At 53.4% G+C, this 18,982-nt stretch carries 20 protein-coding genes; 7 read left to right on the top strand and 13 right to left on the bottom strand.

Annotation, left to right across the window (positions count from 1 at the left end; all coding sequences use genetic code 11):
* Nucleotides 1-4: 4 nt before the first annotated feature.
* On the top strand, nt 5-256 hold the full coding sequence (locus tag ABLU67_RS11935; RefSeq protein WP_004853570.1) for an acyl carrier protein: 252 nt from the start codon (nt 5-7) through the stop codon (nt 254-256).
* A gap of 1 nt (nt 257) precedes the next feature.
* Nucleotides 258-989, top strand: a complete 732-nt coding sequence (locus ABLU67_RS11930) for an SDR family NAD(P)-dependent oxidoreductase (RefSeq protein WP_064358564.1) — start codon at nt 258-260, stop codon at nt 987-989.
* 25 nt (nt 990-1,014) lie between these two features.
* On the opposite strand, the gene ABLU67_RS11925 is transcribed toward ABLU67_RS11930, so the two are convergent.
* From ABLU67_RS11925 to ABLU67_RS11915, 3 genes are read right to left on the bottom strand one after another with little or no spacing between them, the layout of a single operon-like run.
* The gene (locus ABLU67_RS11925; RefSeq protein ID WP_348852305.1) at nt 1,015-2,280 is read right to left on the bottom strand and encodes an HD domain-containing protein; all 1,266 of its coding nucleotides are present in this window, start codon (nt 2,278-2,280) and stop codon (nt 1,015-1,017) included.
* Nucleotides 2,246-2,734, bottom strand: a complete 489-nt coding sequence (locus tag ABLU67_RS11920) for a hypothetical protein (RefSeq protein WP_224254855.1) — start codon at nt 2,732-2,734, stop codon at nt 2,246-2,248. The genes ABLU67_RS11925 and ABLU67_RS11920 overlap by 35 nt, the downstream gene beginning before the upstream one ends.
* Nucleotides 2,727-3,467 (bottom strand): winged helix-turn-helix domain-containing protein, encoded by a 741-nt coding sequence (locus tag ABLU67_RS11915; protein ID WP_128335004.1) that lies wholly within the window; start codon nt 3,465-3,467, stop codon nt 2,727-2,729. The genes ABLU67_RS11920 and ABLU67_RS11915 overlap by 8 nt, the downstream gene beginning before the upstream one ends.
* A 171-nt stretch (nt 3,468-3,638) precedes the next feature.
* Here ABLU67_RS11915 and ABLU67_RS11910 point away from each other — a divergent pair, with 171 nt between their 5' ends.
* Nucleotides 3,639-3,950 carry a FaeA/PapI family transcriptional regulator gene (locus ABLU67_RS11910; RefSeq protein WP_025106451.1) on the top strand — a complete coding sequence of 104 codons (312 nt, stop codon included), beginning with the start codon at nt 3,639-3,641 and terminating at the stop codon, nt 3,948-3,950.
* Between the two features lie 291 nt (nt 3,951-4,241).
* Here the strand turns inward: ABLU67_RS11910 and ABLU67_RS11905 are convergent, their stop codons facing one another.
* On the bottom strand, nt 4,242-4,478 hold the full coding sequence (locus tag ABLU67_RS11905) for a hypothetical protein (protein ID WP_129897099.1): 237 nt from the start codon (nt 4,476-4,478) through the stop codon (nt 4,242-4,244).
* A 370-nt stretch (nt 4,479-4,848) separates the two neighbouring features.
* On the opposite strand from ABLU67_RS11905, the gene fucO reads away from it, so the two are divergent.
* The gene (fucO, locus tag ABLU67_RS11900) at nt 4,849-6,000 is read left to right on the top strand and encodes a lactaldehyde reductase (RefSeq protein WP_032751006.1); all 1,152 of its coding nucleotides are present in this window, start codon (nt 4,849-4,851) and stop codon (nt 5,998-6,000) included.
* 73 nt (nt 6,001-6,073) lie between these two features.
* On the opposite strand, the gene ABLU67_RS11895 is transcribed toward fucO, so the two are convergent.
* The 4 genes from ABLU67_RS11895 to ABLU67_RS11880 form a co-directional block, all read right to left on the bottom strand.
* Nucleotides 6,074-6,790, bottom strand: a complete 717-nt coding sequence (locus ABLU67_RS11895) for a FadR/GntR family transcriptional regulator (RefSeq protein ID WP_032751004.1) — start codon at nt 6,788-6,790, stop codon at nt 6,074-6,076.
* An 88-nt stretch (nt 6,791-6,878) separates the two neighbouring features.
* Nucleotides 6,879-7,928, bottom strand: coding sequence for an L-idonate 5-dehydrogenase (gene idnD, locus ABLU67_RS11890; RefSeq protein ID WP_128334564.1), 1,050 nt, complete (start codon nt 7,926-7,928; stop codon nt 6,879-6,881).
* A gap of 7 nt (nt 7,929-7,935) precedes the next feature.
* Nucleotides 7,936-9,300, bottom strand: coding sequence for an MFS transporter (locus tag ABLU67_RS11885; protein WP_128334565.1), 1,365 nt, complete (start codon nt 9,298-9,300; stop codon nt 7,936-7,938).
* Between the two features lie 92 nt (nt 9,301-9,392).
* Nucleotides 9,393-10,160 carry an SDR family oxidoreductase gene (locus ABLU67_RS11880; protein ID WP_032694641.1) on the bottom strand — a complete coding sequence of 256 codons (768 nt, stop codon included), beginning with the start codon at nt 10,158-10,160 and terminating at the stop codon, nt 9,393-9,395.
* 338 nt (nt 10,161-10,498) lie between these two features.
* On the opposite strand from ABLU67_RS11880, the gene ABLU67_RS11875 reads away from it, so the two are divergent.
* The gene (locus tag ABLU67_RS11875; protein WP_128334566.1) at nt 10,499-11,752 is read left to right on the top strand and encodes an enolase C-terminal domain-like protein; all 1,254 of its coding nucleotides are present in this window, start codon (nt 10,499-10,501) and stop codon (nt 11,750-11,752) included.
* A 191-nt stretch (nt 11,753-11,943) separates the two neighbouring features.
* On the opposite strand, the gene ABLU67_RS11870 is transcribed toward ABLU67_RS11875, so the two are convergent.
* The 5 genes from ABLU67_RS11870 to ABLU67_RS11850 all read right to left on the bottom strand — a co-directional run bounded on the left by ABLU67_RS11870 (nt 11,944) and on the right by ABLU67_RS11850 (nt 18,007).
* Nucleotides 11,944-12,723, bottom strand: coding sequence for a heme ABC transporter ATP-binding protein (locus ABLU67_RS11870; protein ID WP_128334567.1), 780 nt, complete (start codon nt 12,721-12,723; stop codon nt 11,944-11,946).
* Entirely contained in the window at nt 12,716-13,711 is a 996-nt protein-coding gene (locus ABLU67_RS11865) for an iron ABC transporter permease (protein WP_014226552.1), read from the bottom strand. Before ABLU67_RS11865 ends, ABLU67_RS11870 begins: the two co-directional genes overlap by 8 nt.
* Entirely contained in the window at nt 13,711-14,529 is an 819-nt protein-coding gene (locus tag ABLU67_RS11860; protein WP_064404102.1) for a hemin ABC transporter substrate-binding protein, read from the bottom strand. The genes ABLU67_RS11865 and ABLU67_RS11860 overlap by 1 nt, the downstream gene beginning before the upstream one ends.
* Nucleotides 14,526-15,566, bottom strand: coding sequence for a ChuX/HutX family heme-like substrate-binding protein (locus ABLU67_RS11855; protein WP_064404100.1), 1,041 nt, complete (start codon nt 15,564-15,566; stop codon nt 14,526-14,528). The genes ABLU67_RS11860 and ABLU67_RS11855 overlap by 4 nt, the downstream gene beginning before the upstream one ends.
* A 71-nt stretch (nt 15,567-15,637) precedes the next feature.
* A complete protein-coding gene (locus tag ABLU67_RS11850) occupies nt 15,638-18,007 on the bottom strand; it encodes a TonB-dependent receptor (RefSeq protein WP_046877417.1) in 2,370 nt (789 codons plus the stop codon).
* Nucleotides 18,008-18,222: 215 nt separating this feature from the next.
* On the opposite strand from ABLU67_RS11850, the gene ABLU67_RS11845 reads away from it, so the two are divergent.
* Entirely contained in the window at nt 18,223-18,507 is a 285-nt protein-coding gene (locus ABLU67_RS11845; protein WP_004853555.1) for a SelT/SelW/SelH family protein, read from the top strand.
* Nucleotides 18,508-18,583: 76 nt separating this feature from the next.
* Nucleotides 18,584-18,934 (top strand): nitrous oxide-stimulated promoter family protein, encoded by a 351-nt coding sequence (locus ABLU67_RS11840; protein ID WP_014226548.1) that lies wholly within the window; start codon nt 18,584-18,586, stop codon nt 18,932-18,934.
* Nucleotides 18,935-18,982 lie beyond the last annotated feature (48 nt).

The following is an 18,982-nucleotide window of genomic DNA, read 5'->3' as shown; positions in this document are numbered from 1 at the left end:
ATTTATGACTGCCTATGATGAAGTTCTGCAAAAAGTATGTGAAATGATTTGCGATGCGAAAGACCTGGAACCGGATGAGATTGATGAGAATACGCCGCTGGTTCGACTGAAATTAGATAGCCTGGACTACGTCGAGCTCATGGTGCTGGCAAAACGTGAATTCAATATCACCCTGGAGGCGGACTGGTTCATTCACAATCCGGGGATCACCCTGGGCGAACTGTGTCAGCACATCAGCAAAGAGTCAGGTAACTGATATGGAGCAACAATGGATATTGGTGACCGGCGGCAGCCGCGGTATCGGTCGGGCGCTGGTCACCGGCCTGGCGCAAAGCCGGAACGTGGTCTTTACCGGCCGCGATGAGGCTGCGATTAACGCCACCCAGGCGGCGAGCGAAAACTCCGCCCACCGGGTGCAGGGATACGTCTGCGACGGCAACGACGCGTCGCGGGTTGAACAGCTTGCGCAGGCGCTACTGGCCGAGCGGGGGGCGCCGGAAGCGATTATTCACAATGCCGGGATAGCTCGCGATGGCCTGCATATTCATCAGGACGCCGCGCTCTGGCGCGAGGTGTTGGAAACCAATGTGATCTCGATGATGAACTGGAACCGGGTGCTGCTGCCGGCGATGCTCACGCAGCGGCGGGGCTCCATCGTGATGATGTCGTCGGTCAGCGCGTTAAAGGGCAACGTGGGGCAGACGGCGTACGCCGCGAGTAAAGCGGCGATGAGCGGTATTGCGCGCTCGCTGGCGCTGGAGGTCGGGCGCTTCGGCATTCGGGTCAACTGCCTGGCGCCGGGCCTGATCCGTACGGAGATGCTGGAGGAGATACCCGCGCAAAAATTGAAAGAGATGCGCCAGTCGATACCGCTACGCCGATTGGGCGAAACGGATGATGTGCTGCAGGCGGTGGCGTTTTTAATCGGTGAGGGGAGCCAGTATATGACCGGGCAAACCCTGGTTCTGGACGGCGGATTGAGCGCCTGAGTCTGTGATTAGGCCGGGTTAGCCTCTAAACGGAATGCGTGAGTTGCGCAATGCGATTCATTAACGCCTGTATTTCGCCAGCGGTTGCACGATAGACCTGGATAATCTGTGGGGAATATTGGGCAATCAGGGATAACATAAACGGGGGAATTTCCTCTCCCGGGTTATTTTTTATTAACTGCGCCAGCGACTTCTCTTCCGCTTTCGGTCCATTTAGCGCATGAACCACCCGTCGGCTCACCGCGATAAGCACGGCTTCTGGCTTAAGGATTTCCTCGTGTAATTGAAGCGGCGCGGGGCCATTTTGTATGGCCATCCACTCAGAAATATCATCAATACCTTCAATAGGATAAAGCGTGTGCCGGGCGTTGTCTGACGCACCAACGCGTTTTGACGGCGGGCTATGATCCAGACAGGAAATATTATGCAGTAACCCGCCAATTTCTACTTTCAGCGCTTGCGTCGCGCTCATTTCTATTTTTGTCGCCAGATAACCGGCAATGTGCCCGACGGCGGCGGAGTGCCAGGGCGTCTGCTGACTGAATTGATCGATAATAAAAGAGACCAGCTCGGCAATATCGCGGAGGTTGTGTAAAGAGAGGGTGTCGTTATGGACGCCGGAGATCGCGTTAATGTAATCGCGATAATCGGTGGACGCCATGACGGACCAGAAATGGCCATCGGCGGAGAGCGTTCTGAAGGCCTGAATATACTCCTGTTTATAAAGAATATTAGCTCCGGCAGCAACGATGTCGACCAGCTTGTTGCTTAAAAAGGCGCTATGGTCGGTACGGTGCTCGCAATAAAGTACATCCAGCCGGTCAGCGAAGAAGAGCAGATGGCTCTCTTCGGGCACCCGCTCACCTTCAATATAATGCCCCAGACCGTTGCGCCAGCGGGTGTGATGATAGCGAACGATTCTGTTGAGCGGGCGAAACAGCGGAATTCGGTTAAGCAACTCGCTGCCGATTAGCGCGTGATTATTATGTTCATTATCGATGTAGTTGAGCGGCTCAAGGCGCGACTTTTCATTTAATCCGCCGACATCATGAATAAGCGCGGCGAGAATGGTTTTACGCCGCTGGGCCGCAGAAAAATTGACTAAATTTGCCAGATGCGATGCGATAAACGCCGTTCTGACATGGTGCAGATTTAGCCGTGGGTTAATCATATCAATGATATTAGCGATGCTGGCTAACGTCGGTAGTAAATGTATCGTCATGATATCTTTATAATTAAAATTAATGAGATAAATCTCAATCAATGATTGTTTTTTGACGCTGGCAACCATATTGTGGGAACGTTTGGTTACCGAATAAAATAGTATCATCATTAACGCGATTGATATAGATGATTCTATCATTAGTTTGGTTGCCAAAGAGGATTTTTTGCGCGATGTTATCAGGCGTATTATCACCGTTGTGGCGAGTGGTTTGCGAATCAGAAATATAAAAAAGATGACCCGCAGCGGTGCTTTTTTTTAAGGTGATGGAGAGGGTGCGCGAGACAATGTATTTATCTCCCTCGCTGGTGAGCAATCCCTCAAGGTTGATTATAAGACGATGGTTGGAAAACTCAGCGGACAGCAAGCCCTGGGAGCGGAGAACATTCTCATTTATTTCCTCTGTAAGATCGTATTGTGATTTACAGGAGAAAGCGTCATGGCTGTTGAAACAAATGTACAGGATGGAAGCTAATGCCAGCGTTAGCGTACAGGCCAGCGCGATAAAAGCGTATTTACGCATTTTTTATTTCCTTATAGTAGTAACTGTGGCACTGCTGGTACTTTATATCGCATTTGAGTATGAATATATCCATATAAATACCTAAGTCCTGTTCCTGATTTAATTGTCGGTTGAAAAGATAAATTTTCTTGGGTGTAGAACAATCGAGCCCCGAGGGGAACAGCTTTTTATTTCTGAGTATTTCCCCCACGCGTAGCGCTCCTGCGCCATAAAAAATACATTTATCCTGAGTAAAAATCGCTGTAGGGGACTGTTTTTGATGGGTAAAAAACTGTAAAAGTAGTATCAAAGCTATCACCATCGGGATAAATAAAATGGCGACTTTGCGGTGTTGCCACAGCAAACTACGCCTGGGAGGTTCAGGGGCCAGCGTCGGGAGAGTGAAAGAGGAGGAGTAATCATTGTCGCTGGTGATAATGACTTCCTCAGAAATTTTAAAGCCAATTCGCGGTACCGTAATAATCACATTTTTCTCAACGCCCAGATCCGCAAGGCTGCGACGCAGCGTTGAGATGTATTGATTCAGGTTGCTATTAGAAGGTCTGGCGCCATATTTTTCAAACACCGACTGAAAAATGTCAACGCGAGAAATAATATCCCCACGGTATTGTAACAGATTGGTCAGGAGGCGAGTGGATGTAGCAGAGAGTTCAATACAATCACCGGTCAAAAGATTGACCAGCGATGCTTCCTCAGTATCAAATGTAATAAATCCCTCTATATCGAACCGCATTTTTATCTCCGCACGGAATTAAAAATTCACTCTTTATATCAGGGTTTTTATCATAAAAAAAAGTGAATTTCAGATAAATGTACTGTTTAAGTTGAAATTTAAAGCTAATGTTGCCGTTTTCGTAGGGGCAATCCATACTGCCGTGTACTTAATGACAGAAGGAGCTGACTCATGAAGATTTCATTTTCACCCTGTACCCCGCATTCACATCAAAATTCTGTGGCTGCAGTTGAAAGTTTACGAGTATTGATGAGTTCAATGGGCATCAATAAATTCTCCGGGGTAATTGTACCAGAGCAGGAGTATATTCTTTATGTATTGAAAGAACATGAACCTGAAGGGTTACTTACTCGTGAATTAGCGGACAGGTGCGAAATGTCAATTTATAAAGTCAGACATTTACTACTGCCGTTGGAGAAGTATGGTCAGGTGATTAGAATAAAAGTTAATAAGCATCATAAATGGTATTTTTATAATAAATAATATATGTCAAGGGCTATATTAACAAGAGGTAATGTTGTTTGCAATAAAGATAGAGATCTTGACTGTTTTTTTTATGTTTTTAGATTATTAACAAATAATATCTCGCAAATGATAGAGAATATTCTTAATAATGAGAACTCGCGACTCTTATGAAAAAGATGTTTTGCTATCGACCGGCCGATAAGCAATTATGAATAATGACAGATAATTCTTATAATAGATGTTTAATCGATAGCCAACGACCTGGGATGGCCGCTTTGTTGAGGAAATGATGCTTTTGTTTCTAAAGTGTTAAGTTGACGATATGACTATCTGATGCACTTGATGTTGGCGGGCGGTGAGATAAGGAGATGGATAAGAAAGAGATATAGAGAATAATCGACGGCAGTTTTTAACGCACGCCGGCTTAAGCGCCATGAGACCCTCCTGTTTCTGTTGTGCTTCTGCAGAGATATCTTTTTGGCTATACGAATGCGTATCGGCAGTAAAAGATAAAATAATGTGATCCAGTTCAATAATATCCATCATGAGATAATATCTTTCTCAGGTCTATACCCTAAATAATTCGAGTTGCTTAAAGGCGGCAAGGGAGTGAGTCCCCGGGAGCATAGATAACTATGTGACTGGGGGGAATGAGCGTAGCCAACACATAAGCAACTTGAAGTATGACGGGTATATATTACTGTTGGTGTCCCTGGGCGTCATTAAAGTTGATGCTCGCTGATGTCCAGTATGCTGGACAGATCTCATGACTAATGTGCGATGGGTTAATTAACTGCAACAGCGTGCCGGGCAATTAGGGTGTTATTTGATATGAATTAATAAAATGGCTGCGCCAGTCACGTTACTGTAGGGCTAAATATTATGGTTATCAAACACTCGAATTGAGGGAGCACAAATGGCTTACAGAATGATTTTAAACGAAACCTCTTATTTTGGCCCAGGTTCGATTCGCTGTATCGTTGATGAAGTTAAAAAACGCGGCTTCAAAAAAGCGCTGGTGGTCACGGATAAGGATCTGATTCGTTTTAACGTCGCAACAAAAGTTTTTGCTATTCTCGACGAAGCCGGGCTGCCTTACAGCATTTTTGATGAAGTGGTCCCGAATCCCACGATTGAGGTTGTGCAGCAGGGCGTAGAGACGTTTAAACAGTCGGGCGCCGACTACCTGATCGCTATCGGCGGCGGCTCACCGCAGGATACCTGTAAGGCGATAGGCATCATCATTAATAACCCGGAGTTCGCCGATGTCCGCAGTCTCGAAGGCGGGGCGGAGACGAAAAACGCCGCCGTGCCGATGATTGCGATCCCAACCACCGCCGGTACGGCAGCCGAAGTCACCATCAACTACGTGATTACCGACGTACAGAATCGCCGCAAATTTGTTTGCTATGACCCGCACGATATCCCGGTAGTGGCGATCATCGATGCCGAGATGATGAGCAGCATGCCGGCCAGCCTGAAGGCGGCGACCGGCGTCGACGCGCTAACCCATGCGATTGAAGGCTACATCACTAAAGGCGCATGGGAACTCACCGACATGCTGCATCTGAAGGCTATCGAGGTGATTGGCCGCTCGCTGCGTGCTTCCGTTCAGGGCGAGGCACAGGGCGCGGAAGGGATGGCGCTGGGGCAGTATATTGCCGGAATGGGCTTCTCAAACGTTGGTCTGGGGCTGGTCCACGGTATGGCCCACCCGCTGGGCGCGTTCTACGGTACGCCGCACGGCGTGGCTAACGCGGTGCTGCTGCCGCATATCATGGCCTACAACGCCGAATATACTGGCGAAAAATATCGCGACATTGCGGTGGCCCTCGGCAACAAGCAGGCGTCAACCCTGCCGATTGCCGAAGCGCGTCAGGCAGCCATTGAGGCGGTGGCGCAGCTGAATCGCGACGTCAATATCCCGGCGCGCCTGCGCGATGTCGGTATGAAAGAAGAGGATATTGATGCCCTTGCGGCGGCGGCTCTGGCGGACGTGTGCACCGGCGGCAACCCGCGTGACACCAATCTGGAAGAGATTAAAGCGCTGTATCGGGCAATTTTCTAACGCACTATAAAACCGCCGTTGTCGGTAGCGATACCGGCAACGGAAAGTTGTGATAAGAGGGGAGGGCGATTAATCAATTGTTGCTGCTGGTTGAAGACTTAATTTTATCAATGGCGGTAACGTTCTCCGACATGGCTTCGTTAAGTACTTTCACTGCTGTACTGGCATCGCGATTTTTTATCGACATGTAGACTTTGATATGGGCTTCTACGCTCTCAAGGGTGATACCGAGCGCGCGATTCAGCTCTTCAAGATAATAGTAATAAATATCTTTTATTGAATTCATTACGTTATAAAAGACGCTGTTGTGTGAAGCCCTGACGATAGCCAGATGGAAAGCGTAGTCTGCCTCCGAATACTTTTTGTAGTCGCCTTTGTTAATCAGCATATTGTTGAGCGCCTGTTCGAGCTCAAGAATGTCCTCTTCCGTGGCATGAGTAACGGCCAGCTCCACGCATTTGAACTCCACGGTCTGGCGGAAGACCATCATATCGTGAAACTCTTCGCGGCTAAGATGCATGATGGGACGAGGATCGTTGCTCAGCATCTGCGGCGTAAAGTGATCGCTTACGTAGCTACCGCTCCCCTGACGAGTGACGACGATGCCGAGATCGCGAAAGCGCTGGACAGCGCTGCGCACGCTGACCCTGCTAACGTTAAAGGAAGCGGTCAGCTCCGCTTCAGACGGAAGGCGGCTACCCGGTGGCCAGCTCCCATCCAGCAGCTTTGCGCTGATCTGATCATAAATTTCATTTACAACGTTCTGTTTTTGAATGGATTTTATGCTCAAGATCGCTGTCCGGTAGAGTGCTGAGAATTGCAGCATTGTATAACATTCACTTTTAAGAACAAAGCGCCCGACCGGGCGCTTGTCGCGGTTATTCAAAGCGAATGAGGACCTTAGCTGAGATATTCTTGTCCGCCGCGGTTATCAATGCCTGTTCAATGCTGTCAGGGGAGAATTCGGCGCTAATTAGCGGGCGCGGATTAATGCGGCCATCTTCAAGCCAGCGCACTGCGGTAGTAAATTCGTCAATAAACCGGAACGAGCCTACCAGATTAATTTCTTTGACCAGCATGGCAGAGACCGGCCAGGTTATCGGGCTTACGCCCATACCCACTTGTACAATCGTTCCTGTTGGGCGGGTGAAATCCACCGTTGATGCTATTGCCGCAGGTGCGCCGGAGGCTTCGAAGACTATGTCGAAGTAGCCTCTGTTTTGCTGATAATACGCGCTGCGCTTTTCATCCCGAGGATCCATCACTGCCGTGGCGCCCATCTGTTGCGCCAGTTCCAGACACCGCGGGCTTAAATCGCAGGCCACCACATCAGAGGCGCCTGCGCTTTTGGCCGCTGCCAGAATCAGGCAGCCGATAGGGCCTGCCCCAATCACCAGTACACGTTTTCCAGTCAACTGGCCTGCCATTTTCACCGCGTGAATGGCAACGGCCAGAGGTTCGGAAAAGGCCATGACGTTGGCCGGCACCCGACTATCGTATGCAATACATTGTTCCGGCTTAACCGCTACGTATTCAGCAAAGCCGCCATTCACGTGCGGGTTAAACTGCGCGCTTCCCATAAAGCGCATTGAGCTACACATGTTTTGTTTGCCCGAAAGACACATCCCACATTGGTTACACGGGCAAGAGGGGTTGATAGCAACGGTCTGACCAACCTTTAACCCGCTCTCTGCCGGACATTTTTCCACCACGCCAACAAATTCATGGCCGATGACCATGGGGTGTTTCAAAATCGACATACCCGCGCGACCATGTTGATAATAGTGAATGTCTGAACCGCAGATCCCGCCGTAGGCCACTTTAACCAACACATCATGCTTGCCGTATTCAATATCGCGTGTTGCAAACCGCACGTCTTTTTCAGCATGTGCCAGACAGGCGTTACAGGTTATTTTCTCAGTGTTCATAATTACCTCAGGATTTATTATTTGTTGCCGGGTGCAATGCGTTATTATCGCGGCTATCTGGATTATCCTCTTCGGGTAAAATAACTTCTATTTTACCTACCAGAAAGATATAGGCCAGCAGACCCAGTCCGGCGACGGCGGCGATATACCACATGGCATATTGGAAATTTTGAGTGCGCTCAAGAATGATCCCGATAACAATCGGGCTGACGATCCCGGAAAGATTTCCGCATATATTTAAAAAACCGCCCATGGTTCCGAGGAAATTTCGCGGAATGACATCGCTCCACACTACCCAGCCTAAATTTGAAAAGGCATTGGCAAAAAAAGCAATGGAAAGTATCACAATAGCAATAATCGGCTGGTCTTCAAAAAAATTAACTAAAGCAATAATCATTGTAACTAATAAACCAGCCATTACTGGTAATTTACGGGCAAAAGTTCTGGATTTTCCTTTTTTCAGCAGTAAATCACTCAGTGTGCCACCGCATAGCACACCAAACATTGCCATAATATAAGGTAGCATGGCGCCAACGCCTGCTTTTGATATGGAAAGGTGCAGCCCTTTTTCCAGATAAACAATAAACCAAGTGAGAAAAAAATAGAGCGTTGAGGAACAGGCAAACTGCGTAATGAACAGGCCCCAGATGGTCTTCCGGCAGAGGAAGAATTTAATATCCTGCCAGCCGATTTTTGTACTGACGGCGGATTGGTTCTCTGAGCCATAGCCGCCTCCAGCCTTGATGTAATCAAGCTCTGCCTGATTCACCGTAGTGCTGTGCTGCGGGTCGCGATAATATATCAGCCAGTATATGCCAAACAGTATTCCCGCGCCGCCGGATAAATAAAATGACATTTCCCAACCATAATTGGCGACGATAAAAGACAACGCTGGAGTCAGTAGAGCCAGACCAATATATTGTGCGCTGGAGTATATGGCGGTAGCTCTTGCTCGTTCATGATCCGGAAACCAGGTAGCAATAATTTTTGTATTAGAGGGGAATGACGGTGCTTCGGCGACACCAATTAACGCCCGGCAAGCTAATAGCATGACGAAGGATGCCGTCGCTGTCGAGAAAAGATGGTGGGACGAAAAGCCCATCATAAAAGTAAATACACTCCATAAAATAATAGCGCCACCGTACAGAATGCGGGAGCCTATTCTGTCAAGAATATAGCCTACGGGGATCTGGCTAGCTGCATATGCCCAGGTGAACATAGAAAAAAGTAAACCGAGCTGCGTCGGTGTTAAACTAAAGTCATCCTGGATATTTGAGCCTGCGACTGCAAGATTGGCGCGATCCATATAGTTAATAGCGGTGACAATAAATAACAATGTGAGAATAAAGAGTCGTGATCTTGAAGCCTTCATAATTATACCTGTGTGATATCGGCAGACCCGTATAGTAAATATTCAGGCACGCCGAAAATTTTAAAGGCAAAAATGCTGAATGCACCGCGATATTACAGAACCGCCAACCAGCCGCCGTCGACGTAAATAATCTGTCCGTTGATATAATCTGAGGCTTTCGAGGACAAGAAAACCGCAGTACCAATCAATTCTTCCGGGCGGCCCCAGCGCTGCGATGGGTTGCTGTTTTTCACCCAGCTATCAAACTGCTTATCTTCGATAAGGGCAGTATTCATATCGGTCAAAATATAGCCTGGGCCAATGGCGTTGCTCTGTATATTGAACTGTGCCCACTCCGCCGCCATGGAGCAGGTGAGCATTTTGATCCCCCCTTTTGCCGCCGTGTAGGGAGCGACGGTAGGCCGTGCAGCCTGGCTGGTTAGCGAACCAATATTGACAATTTTACCGCCGGACCGGCGGGCGATCATTCGTTTTGCCGCGGCGCGCGAGACCAGAAATGCGCTGGTCAGGTTGGTATCAATCACTTTTTGCCAGTTTTCCAGCTCCAGTTCTACCATCGGTTTGCGGTATTGAATCCCGGCGTTGTTTATCAAAATATCCACGTGAATGCCCTGTGCATCCAGTTTGCTAAAGGCTTTCTCAATCGCATCTTCGCTGGTGACGTCGAACGCCGCGCCGTGCGCGCTGTAGCCTTTACTTGCCAACACATCGACCGACTCTGCCAGCAGCGTTTCGCGAATATCGTTCAGTATCACTCTGGCGCCTGCCGCAGCGAGGCCTTCTGCATAGGCAAACCCCAGACCGCGCGCCGAACCGGTGACCAGAGCCGTTTTTCCCGTTAAATCGAATAATGCGCTCATTTTTATTTCCTCGCTTAATTTTACTTGTATGACGACTGTCTTATTTAAGCTTGATTTTTTGGCGAAGCAAAAGCAATAAGCTAAAAATAATTTTGCAATATAGATCACAAACACAACTCCTGTTTAAATGAGGTTTCTTGTATAAGTAATTGTATATATTGCTTTTAATTCTTTTTTTGTTTGCTGGCATGATCGCGATCACAGAAATAAAGATTGAGGATACGAGCCGCTAATCGTCGTGTTATAACAATGCAAAGTTGTAGGACAACTTACAAATATGGCGATAATATTCGCTTACAGCATGACAGGCAGTTAATTCTGTGAACTGAGGAGTTAAAGTGAGTAACCTGAAAATCACCAACGTGAAAACGATTCTGACGGCGCCCGGCGGCATTGATCTGGCGGTTGTGAAGGTCGAAACCAACGAGCCAGGCCTGTATGGCTTGGGCTGTGCGACGTTTACCCAGCGAATCTTCGCCGTGAAAAGCGCTATCGATGAGTACATGGCGCCTTTTCTCATTGGCAAAGATCCCACGCGAATTGAAGATATCTGGCAGTCTGGCGCGGTCAGCGGCTACTGGCGCAGCGGACCGATTATGAACAACGCGCTATCCGGTGTGGATATGGCGCTGTGGGATATTAAAGGTAAGCTGGCGGGCATGCCGGTGTATGATTTGTTAGGCGGTAAATGCCGCGACGGCATTCCGCTGTATTGCCATACCGATGGCGGGGACGAAGTCGAAGTCGAGGACAATATCCGCGCCAGAATGGAAGAGGGATACCAGTACGTACGCTGTCAGATGGGGATGTACGGTGGCGCGGGTACCGACGATCTTAAGCTCATTGCGACCCAACTGGCGCGGGCGAAAAATATCCAACCGAAGCGTTCCCCGCGCAGCAAAACGCCGGGAATCTATTTTGACCCGGACGCTTATGCTAAAAGTGTTCCTCGCCTGTTTGACCATCTGCGCAACAAGCTGGGATTCGGTATTGAGTTCATTCATGACGTGCATGAGCGCGTGACGCCGGTAACCGCAATTCATCTCGCCAAAACGCTTGAACAATATCAGCTCTTCTACCTTGAAGATCCTGTCGCCCCGGAAAATATCGACTGGCTTAAAATGCTCCGCCAGCAGGCCTCTACGCCAATCTCTATGGGGGAGCTGTTTGTGAATGTGAATGAGTGGAAACCCTTAATCGACAATAAGCTGATCGATTATATCCGCTGCCACGTCAGCACTATCGGCGGGATAACGCCGGCGAAGAAACTGGCGGTGTATAGCGAGCTTAACGGTGTGCGCACCGCATGGCATGGGCCTGGCGATATCTCACCGGTTGGGGTTTGCGCGAACATGCACCTTGATCTTAGCTCGCCCAACTTCGGTATTCAGGAGTACACGCCGATGAATGATGCTTTGCGCGAGGTCTTCCCGGGATGCCCGGAGATAGACCACGGTTATGCCTACCTAAATAATAAACCGGGTCTGGGAATTGATCTTGATGAGGCCAAAGCGGCGAAGTATCCGTGCGAAGGCGGCATTCCGTCATGGACGATGGCGCGGACGCCGGATGGCACGGCTTCAAGACCGTAACCGGCTAATCACGAATGGAACGGACGTCAATGCCTTACTGACAACGTGCGCCCTTATGGAGTCCTCCGGGCGCGGCTGACGCCTTCGCCGGACTACATACCGCACGAATTGTAGCCCGACGAAGCGCAGCGCGAGCTGGGAAAGGATTATTGGCTGGCATCGGGCTATTCTGGCGCAACACTGCTACCAGTTCACGGCGCCAGATAGACCTGCGGAACGGCCGCATCGGGATGTTCCCCCATGCTGACCTCCGCGCCGTACCAGCGGCTGATAATCGGCTGCTGGATCACCTCCTGCGGCGTGCCCTCGGCTACCAGCTTCCCCTGATACAGTAGCAGAATCCGGTCGGCCCACAGCGCCGCGAGGTTCAGGTCGTGCAGCACTATGCAGACGTGCAGCCGGCTGCTGCGGGCCAGGCGTTTGAGCAGGCGCAGCAGATGCTGCTGGTAATAGAGATCCAGCGCCGAAGTGGGCTCATCAAGAAACAGCCAGCCCTCGGGGGCGCCATCGCGCCACAGCTGTGCCAGGCAGCGGGCCAGCTGCACCCGCTGCTGTTCGCCGCCGGAGAGGGAAGGGTAGCGTCTCCCGGCCAGATGATCGCAGCCGGTCTCTTCCATCACCCGGCGGATCATCTCCGCATTTGCTACGCCGCCCCACGGCGAACGGCCCATGGCGATAACCGTCTCAACCGGCCAGTCGGCGTGAAGCTGGGTACGCTGCAGCATCACCGCCCGGCGGCGGGAAAGCGTTTCTGCCGACCAGCTCTCCAGCGGACGGCCCTCCACCACCCGTACGCCACCGTCGGGCGTTAAATAACCGGTCAACAGGCGCAGCAGGGTTGATTTACCGGCGCCGTTGGGGCCAATCAATGCCGTCATTCCACCGCCGCAGAGCTGGAGCGAAACATCATGAATAATCTGCCGGTTACCCAGACGCAGCGACAGCGAACGCGCGCTATAGCGGTTATCCATGGGTCCCTTTCTCCCGACGAAAAATCAGCCACAGAAACCACGGCGCGCCGAGTACGCTGGTCAACAGCCCGACCGGCATCTCGGCGGGGGCGGCAACGGTACGCGCCAGCGTGTCGGCCAGCAGCAGTAACATCGCGCCGCACAGCAGCGAACCGGGGACCAGGCCGCGATGGTCCGGCCCCAGCCACATCCGCATCAAATGCGGCACGACCAGACCGATAAAGCCGATAATGCCGCTGATAGCCACCGCCGACGCCACCAGCAATGCGCTGCACAGCAGCAGTAGCCGCTGCAGGGCGCGAACGTTGACGCCGAGGTAGTGCGCTTCTTCATCGCCCAGCTGCAGCAGGTTAAGCCGTGAAGCCATCGCCCACACCACGAGGGAAGCCGGGATCATCAGCGTGGCCGCCACCAGCAGCGTCGACCATTCCGCCTGCCCGAGGCTGCCCATCCCCCAAAGCGAAAGCTGGCGCAGCTGGGTATCGTTGCTGATCCACGCCAGTACCCCGACCAGCGCGCCGCACAGGGCGTTAATGGCGATGCCGACCAGCAGCAGGCGCGAAAGCGAGGCGTCTCCCGCCCGGCTGAGGATAAAAATCACCACCATCACCGCCATGCTGCCGATAAACGCCGCCAGCATCGGGGCGTACAGCGCCACGAGCAGCGGCACCGACAGAGGCAGCACCAGCCAGCAGGCGACCGCCAGCGCCGCGCCGCCGCTGATCCCTAACAGCCCCGGATCGGCGAGGGGGTTGCGAAAAAGCCCCTGCATCACGCAGCCGGAGAGCGCCAGCGCGGCGCCGACCAGCAGCGCCAGCAGCACTCGCGGCAAACGAATGGTCAGCCAGATGTTTCTCAGGATCTCATCGCCGGAGGGCAGCAGGCTGGCCAACGGCAGACGCATGGCGCCCAGGGTCGTGGCGAGCAGCGTCAGGACAATCAGCAGCAGCGTCATTAACCACAGATGACGGGCAGGGTGGGAGCGCATCAGGGCAGCTGCTCCGCTTTTTGCCGCAGCGCGAGCACCGCCTGCGGGGTGCGCGGACCAAAGCCGAGCAGGGCCATATCATCTATCACCAGTACCTGTTTATGGCGTCCCGCAGGCGTCTGCGCCAGCCCCGGCAGCTTCCAGAGCCCGGCTTCGCCGCCCATGCCTTTCAGCCCATCGGCGGAGATCACCACCAGGTCCGGCGTGCTGGCGATAACGCCCTCCTGCGACATGCTGCGATAATGGTCGAAGCTCTGCATGGCATTTTGCAGCCCGGCCGCCCTGATTGCGCCATCCGCCGCGGTTTGTTTCCCGGCCACCATGGTATTCATGCCGCCGTGGCTGAGAATAAACAGCACCCGCTTGTTCACGGGCTGCGACGGAATTTGCGCGATCTGCTGATGAACCTTCTGGCGCAGGGCGTTACCTTCGCTCTGCTTACCAAGGGCGTCGGCAATCACGCCAATTTTTGCCTCGATTGCCGGCAGGTCGTAGCCGCCCGGGACGTTGATCACCTTAACCTTATTCTCTTCAACCTTTTTCAGCACCAGCGAGGGCTGCGCCTGGGCGCTGGCCAGCACCAGCGTCGGCCGCAGGGAGAGGATCCCCTCGGCGTTCAGCTGGCGGATATAGCCCACATCCGGCAGGCTCTGCGCGGCGGCAGGCCAGGTGCTGGTGCTGTCTTTCGCCACCAGCTGCCGCTGGGCGTTGAGGGCGTAAACCACCTCCGTGACGTCTCCGCCGAGTGACACAATGCGCTCGGCGGCGGCGCTGGCCAACAGCGGGAACGCCGCAAGCAATATCAGCCAGCGCTTCATGCGATGAGTCCTTCGGTAGTCAAACGATCGACCTGCGCACGCCACTGCGCCTGCTCCGGATGGCCTTCGCTGCGTTGACCGAACAGCTGTGCGATCTGCGTGCCATCTTTGGCGAACAGCTCGACGCTGGTGACGTGGCCGTCAGAGGTCGGTTTGCGGGTCACCCAGATTTCATCCACGCTCTCCTCGCGCAGATGCAGGGTAAAAGCGGTGTTGAAGATATTCAGCCAGCCGCGCATCGGAGCGACTTTTTCCAGCGCGCCGGTGAAGATCTGCACGCAGCCGCGGTTGCCGACAAAAATCATGATCTCGTTGCCATCCTGGCGGATCGTTTCCAGCAGGCCCGGCAGCGTCTGGGTGTCAATGCGGCAGGCGAGGTCGTCGCTGACCAGGCGGAAAGCCTGCTGGCGCGACAGGCTATATTTTCTCAGCAGGCCGAAGAACTGGTGAACGTCGGTCATGGCCCGCCATTCATTTTCCAGCGCCGCCGCGTCGGCGGAGTCGGCATATTTCAGCGGTTCGGCCGGGCGAATCGCCAGCGGGGCAGGCGATTGCTGCGTATGCCCGGCAATCAGCGCATCCCAGGCCGCCATGTCGGTATTGCCGGTGGTGTAAACCTTGAGCAGCGCGTCGCCGTGCGGATCGAAGAACTGGATGCTCTGGCGGCCGTTGTCGTTCAGGCGAAAAGCGCTGGCCCACTGGCTGAGAAACAGGCGCAGATCGAGGGCGCGCGGATTGAGCACCAGCCCGGCGTGGCCGCTCAGATGCTGATGGGTAAATTCGCCGACCTGCTCATGCACCGCGTATTCGTTGCGGCAGATGCATTTGGTTTCCCCCACGGTTTCCAGCGCCGTCAGAATGGCGCGGGCGTCGTCCTGCAGACGTACGGCATCGTAGCCCAGGCGGGCTTCGGTCAGCTCGGCTTCGCTAATCCCCATTTCGGCGGCGATATCGCGGGCGTATTTCGCGGAAGATTGCGCTTTCGTGGTCAGATAGCGCTGCCACAGCGGGGTATGTTGCGGTTGGGTGTTTTGCATAATTCACATCCTTCTCTACGATGAGTTTCCCCGGCGCGCGGCCGGGGAGCAGGTTTCTTATTATTGGCCGGTCAGAAATCGACGTTCACGCCCAGCTGCCAGGTGCGGCCAGGCATCACCGCCAGCGCTCTGTCGTTGGCGTCCTGGTTCGTCGCCGTTTCGATATTGCGGCTGCTCAGATAATCCCAGTATTTACGATCGGTAATGTTGTACACGCCGCCGTTGACGCGCACGTTCTTCGCGACCTGCCAGTACGCTGTCCAGTCCAGCATGCCGTAGCCCGGAACGCGCATATACTCGCTGGTCGAATCGGTAATCGCGGAGCCGGAGTTGGTATAGCTTTCGCGGTTGGTGGCGGTGGCGCGCTTGCCCTTAACAAAGGTGGCGGTCAGCGCGGTGCCGTACACTTTTGCCGGATCGTCCCACGCCACGCCGACGATGGCCTTCATTGGCGCGACGCTATCGAGGTCGACGTACTTATCGCCGCTGTAGCTGGATTTCGATTGCCCTTCACTATAGCCGTAAGCGAGGGTGGCACTCAGGCCGTTAACCTCTTCAAACCAGGTGCCAAAGTTGAATTTAGCGCTGATTTCGCCGCCGTAGATGTACGCTTTATCGCGGTTTTCCGCCTGGTAAATGGTGTAGATGTTCGACGGTACGTTAGTGAACTGCGTCGGATTATTGGCGCGGGTGTAGCGGGTATAGGCGATAAAGTTCTTATAGGTGTTGTAGAACAGCGCGGTACGCATGGTGATGCCTTCCGCCACTTCGCCCTTCATCCCCCACTCAACGTTATCGCTGGTTTCGGTTTTCAGATCGGTGTTGCCGATCAGCGCATACTGGGCGCGTCCGGCGTAGCTGGAGCCGAGGTTCCACGAACCGTATAGCTGGCTGGCGTTCGGGAACTGCGCGCCGCGCTGATACTGCAGATAAGTCATCAGGCGCGGGGTGATATCGTACTGCAACACCAGCGACGGCAGCGCCTGGGTATCAGCGTTCTTACCGTACAGATTTGACACGTCGGAACCGGTCAGCACGCTGCTGTTGTTGGCCAAATCGGAGACGTTTTCCGGTTTGGTCGACTGATGCATCACGCGAATGCCCGGGATAACCGCAAAGTTATGGCCGTCGAGGTCGAAGTTAATTTTGTCCTGCAGGAAGCCGGCGACGATATAGCCGCGGCTGTCGGCGTCCGGCTGCATAATCTGGCTATAGGCGCTCGGGGTTGGCGACTGGGTTAACGGCCGCTGGGTTTTCGTCGTGCTGGCGTTAAAACCGGCGCTCAGATCGTGGCGGCCTATCGATTTCGCCAGCGCGCTCTGAATCCCCCAGGTGTCGGTATCGTAGTCGGAGCTCACCGTTTGCATCGCGCGGGTGACGCTGTCCGGCATATATGTCCAGTCATGGGCCTCGGTATGCTGGTAGTAGACTTTGGTCGATACGCTGTCGATATAGTCGTTCATCGGCGTCCAGTCGTCTTTCAGGCTCAGGCCCCAGCGGCGGGTCTGGCTGGTCTGGTTTGACGTACCGATAACGCTGTTGCCGCTGGAGTCCCAGGCGTCGTAATGCGTGTGGTTCGTTTTATGGTAATAATCGAAGGTGCTGGTGAACTTATGTTCGTCATTCGGCTGCCAGATCCCGGAGGCCATAAAGGCGTCCGAGTGCCAGTTTGCCGGATAGGAATCAACGGTCCCGCTGTTATTTTCCGTCTCCTGACCGTCGCGACGGCTGTAGACGAAGATCCCGCGCAGGGTCTCATCGCCGCCGGCGACCGTGACGCCGTTGTGCCAGCTGCGATCGGACGAGTCGTAGCCGCTGCGGTAGCCGAAGGCGCTGGTTTTGCCCGGATGCAGATAGTCATCCGCGGATTTCGGGCGGAAAGAGACGTTGCCGCCGATGGCGCTGTTGGCGGTTTCCGTTGATGTCGCCCCGGACTGAATATCGATGCTGCCGTACATGTAGGGGTCAATATAGTCGCGGCCCATACCGAAGGTATTAAGGCCCGCGCGGCTGGCGTAGCTGCGCCCGGTGGCGTTCGGCTGGGCGATGCCGTCGACGTCGATCCCGACGCGGTTGCTCTCCATGCCGCGTATGTTGTAGCCGGTATAGCCGCCGCGGTCGAAGCCGCTTTTGCCGTTGCCGGAACCGCCGCTGGCGCCGGTGGCGCTAATGAGCGGCTCGTAGCGCATGATCGAGCCAAAGTCGTTGGCCCCTTTATCCTGCAGCTCCTGAGCGCCGATCGAATGTTCGCTGCCCGCTTTCAGCAACGGCGCCGGCGCGGTAACGGTCATCCGTTCCGAGCTGTCATCAGTCGATGCGCTGCTGGTGGTTTTCGCGGTGGTATCAGCCGCCCCGGCGGAAGTCTGATAAATTGCTGTAAGCAAAGAAGTCACCAGCAGGCTTTTCTTGAACCATGCTGTTGATTGAGTGGAGTTATACATAGTAGCCACGCCTTAATCATTATTAGTATTGGCTCACGCGTTACTTCCAGAGTGCAGGTGTGTCCGGTTATTCCGTTACTGGACGTTTTTTCTCCATGCTTATTGATTGCGAATGGTAATGATAGGTATTATCGTTTGCAACAAAATAATCATGTTATCTTCAATTAATCTGCAAGTTGTTTACAATTTGCCCTTTTACCGACAGCGAGAAGCCGATGAGCCATAAAGCCGCGATTACCATCACCTACTGTTCGCAGTGCAACTGGATGCTGCGCGCCAGCTGGATGGCACAGGAACTGCTGCACAGCTTTAGCACCGATATCGCTTCGGTCACGCTGGTTCCGGGAACCGGCGGGATCTTCGTGGTGGCCGTTGATGATGTGCAAATCTGGGAGCGCAAGCAGGATGGTGGTTTCCCCGACGCGGCGGAGCTCAAGCGCCGGGTGCGCGATGTGTGCTTCCCGGAAAAACCGCTGGGGCACGTGGATAAACCGGCATAATCCTCAGGGAGTATGGGGCTGCATCGTCCTCTCTGAATGTGTATTATGAATGCATCTTTATCGGAGGGAACAGGCGATGGCGGGCAAACGTATTGCGCGGGAAAAAAAGACCATTAGCAGCATGATTGCGCTCTACCAGCGCCGCTGCCCGGATGCTCGCGACGACGCCGAACACTATCAGGCGCTCAACGGCTATGCCGACAAGCGGCTGGATAAGTGCGTATTTGGCGAAGAAAAGCCCGCCTGCAAGCAGTGCCCGGTGCACTGCTATCAGCCCGCGAAACGCGAAGAGATGAAGCAGATTATGCGCTGGGCGGGGCCGCGGATGCTCTGGCGGCACCCGATCCTGACGATTCGCCACCTGATCGATGACAAACGCCCGGTGCCGGAGTTACCGGAAAAGTATCGGCCCAAAAAGCCGCAATAAACTCCCCGGCTCGCGCTGCGCTTAGCCGGGCTACAATTCGTGCGGTCT

The sequence above is a fragment of the Klebsiella sp. GN_Kp190 genome (genome assembly GCF_040061795.1).
Lineage (GTDB): Bacteria > Pseudomonadota > Gammaproteobacteria > Enterobacterales > Enterobacteriaceae > Klebsiella > Klebsiella michiganensis.
This window is presented reverse-complemented; position numbering and strand designations above follow the sequence as displayed.

Coding starts and splice junctions, on each gene's coding strand:
- ABLU67_RS11870 (WP_128334567.1), bottom strand. CDS start 12,723: ATGGATAACCGCTATAGCGCGCGTTCGCTGTCGCTGCGTCTGGGTAAC.
- ABLU67_RS11925 (WP_348852305.1), bottom strand. CDS start 2,280: ATGGTTGCCAGCGTCAAAAAACAATCATTGATTGAGATTTATCTCATT.
- ABLU67_RS11935 (WP_004853570.1), top strand. CDS start 5: ATGACTGCCTATGATGAAGTTCTGCAAAAAGTATGTGAAATGATTTGC.
- ABLU67_RS11865 (WP_014226552.1), bottom strand. CDS start 13,711: ATGCGCTCCCACCCTGCCCGTCATCTGTGGTTAATGACGCTGCTGCTG.
- ABLU67_RS11920 (WP_224254855.1), bottom strand. CDS start 2,734: ATGCGTAAATACGCTTTTATCGCGCTGGCCTGTACGCTAACGCTGGCA.
- ABLU67_RS11840 (WP_014226548.1), top strand. CDS start 18,584: ATGGCGGGCAAACGTATTGCGCGGGAAAAAAAGACCATTAGCAGCATG.
- fucO (WP_032751006.1), top strand. CDS start 4,849: ATGGCTTACAGAATGATTTTAAACGAAACCTCTTATTTTGGCCCAGGT.
- idnD (WP_128334564.1), bottom strand. CDS start 7,928: ATGAACACTGAGAAAATAACCTGTAACGCCTGTCTGGCACATGCTGAA.
- ABLU67_RS11930 (WP_064358564.1), top strand. CDS start 258: ATGGAGCAACAATGGATATTGGTGACCGGCGGCAGCCGCGGTATCGGT.
- ABLU67_RS11885 (WP_128334565.1), bottom strand. CDS start 9,300: ATGAAGGCTTCAAGATCACGACTCTTTATTCTCACATTGTTATTTATT.
- ABLU67_RS11845 (WP_004853555.1), top strand. CDS start 18,223: ATGAGCCATAAAGCCGCGATTACCATCACCTACTGTTCGCAGTGCAAC.
- ABLU67_RS11855 (WP_064404100.1), bottom strand. CDS start 15,566: ATGCAAAACACCCAACCGCAACATACCCCGCTGTGGCAGCGCTATCTG.
- ABLU67_RS11850 (WP_046877417.1), bottom strand. CDS start 18,007: ATGTATAACTCCACTCAATCAACAGCATGGTTCAAGAAAAGCCTGCTG.
- ABLU67_RS11860 (WP_064404102.1), bottom strand. CDS start 14,529: ATGAAGCGCTGGCTGATATTGCTTGCGGCGTTCCCGCTGTTGGCCAGC.
- ABLU67_RS11880 (WP_032694641.1), bottom strand. CDS start 10,160: ATGAGCGCATTATTCGATTTAACGGGAAAAACGGCTCTGGTCACCGGT.
- ABLU67_RS11905 (WP_129897099.1), bottom strand. CDS start 4,478: ATGATGGATATTATTGAACTGGATCACATTATTTTATCTTTTACTGCC.
- ABLU67_RS11915 (WP_128335004.1), bottom strand. CDS start 3,467: ATGCGGTTCGATATAGAGGGATTTATTACATTTGATACTGAGGAAGCA.
- ABLU67_RS11910 (WP_025106451.1), top strand. CDS start 3,639: ATGAAGATTTCATTTTCACCCTGTACCCCGCATTCACATCAAAATTCT.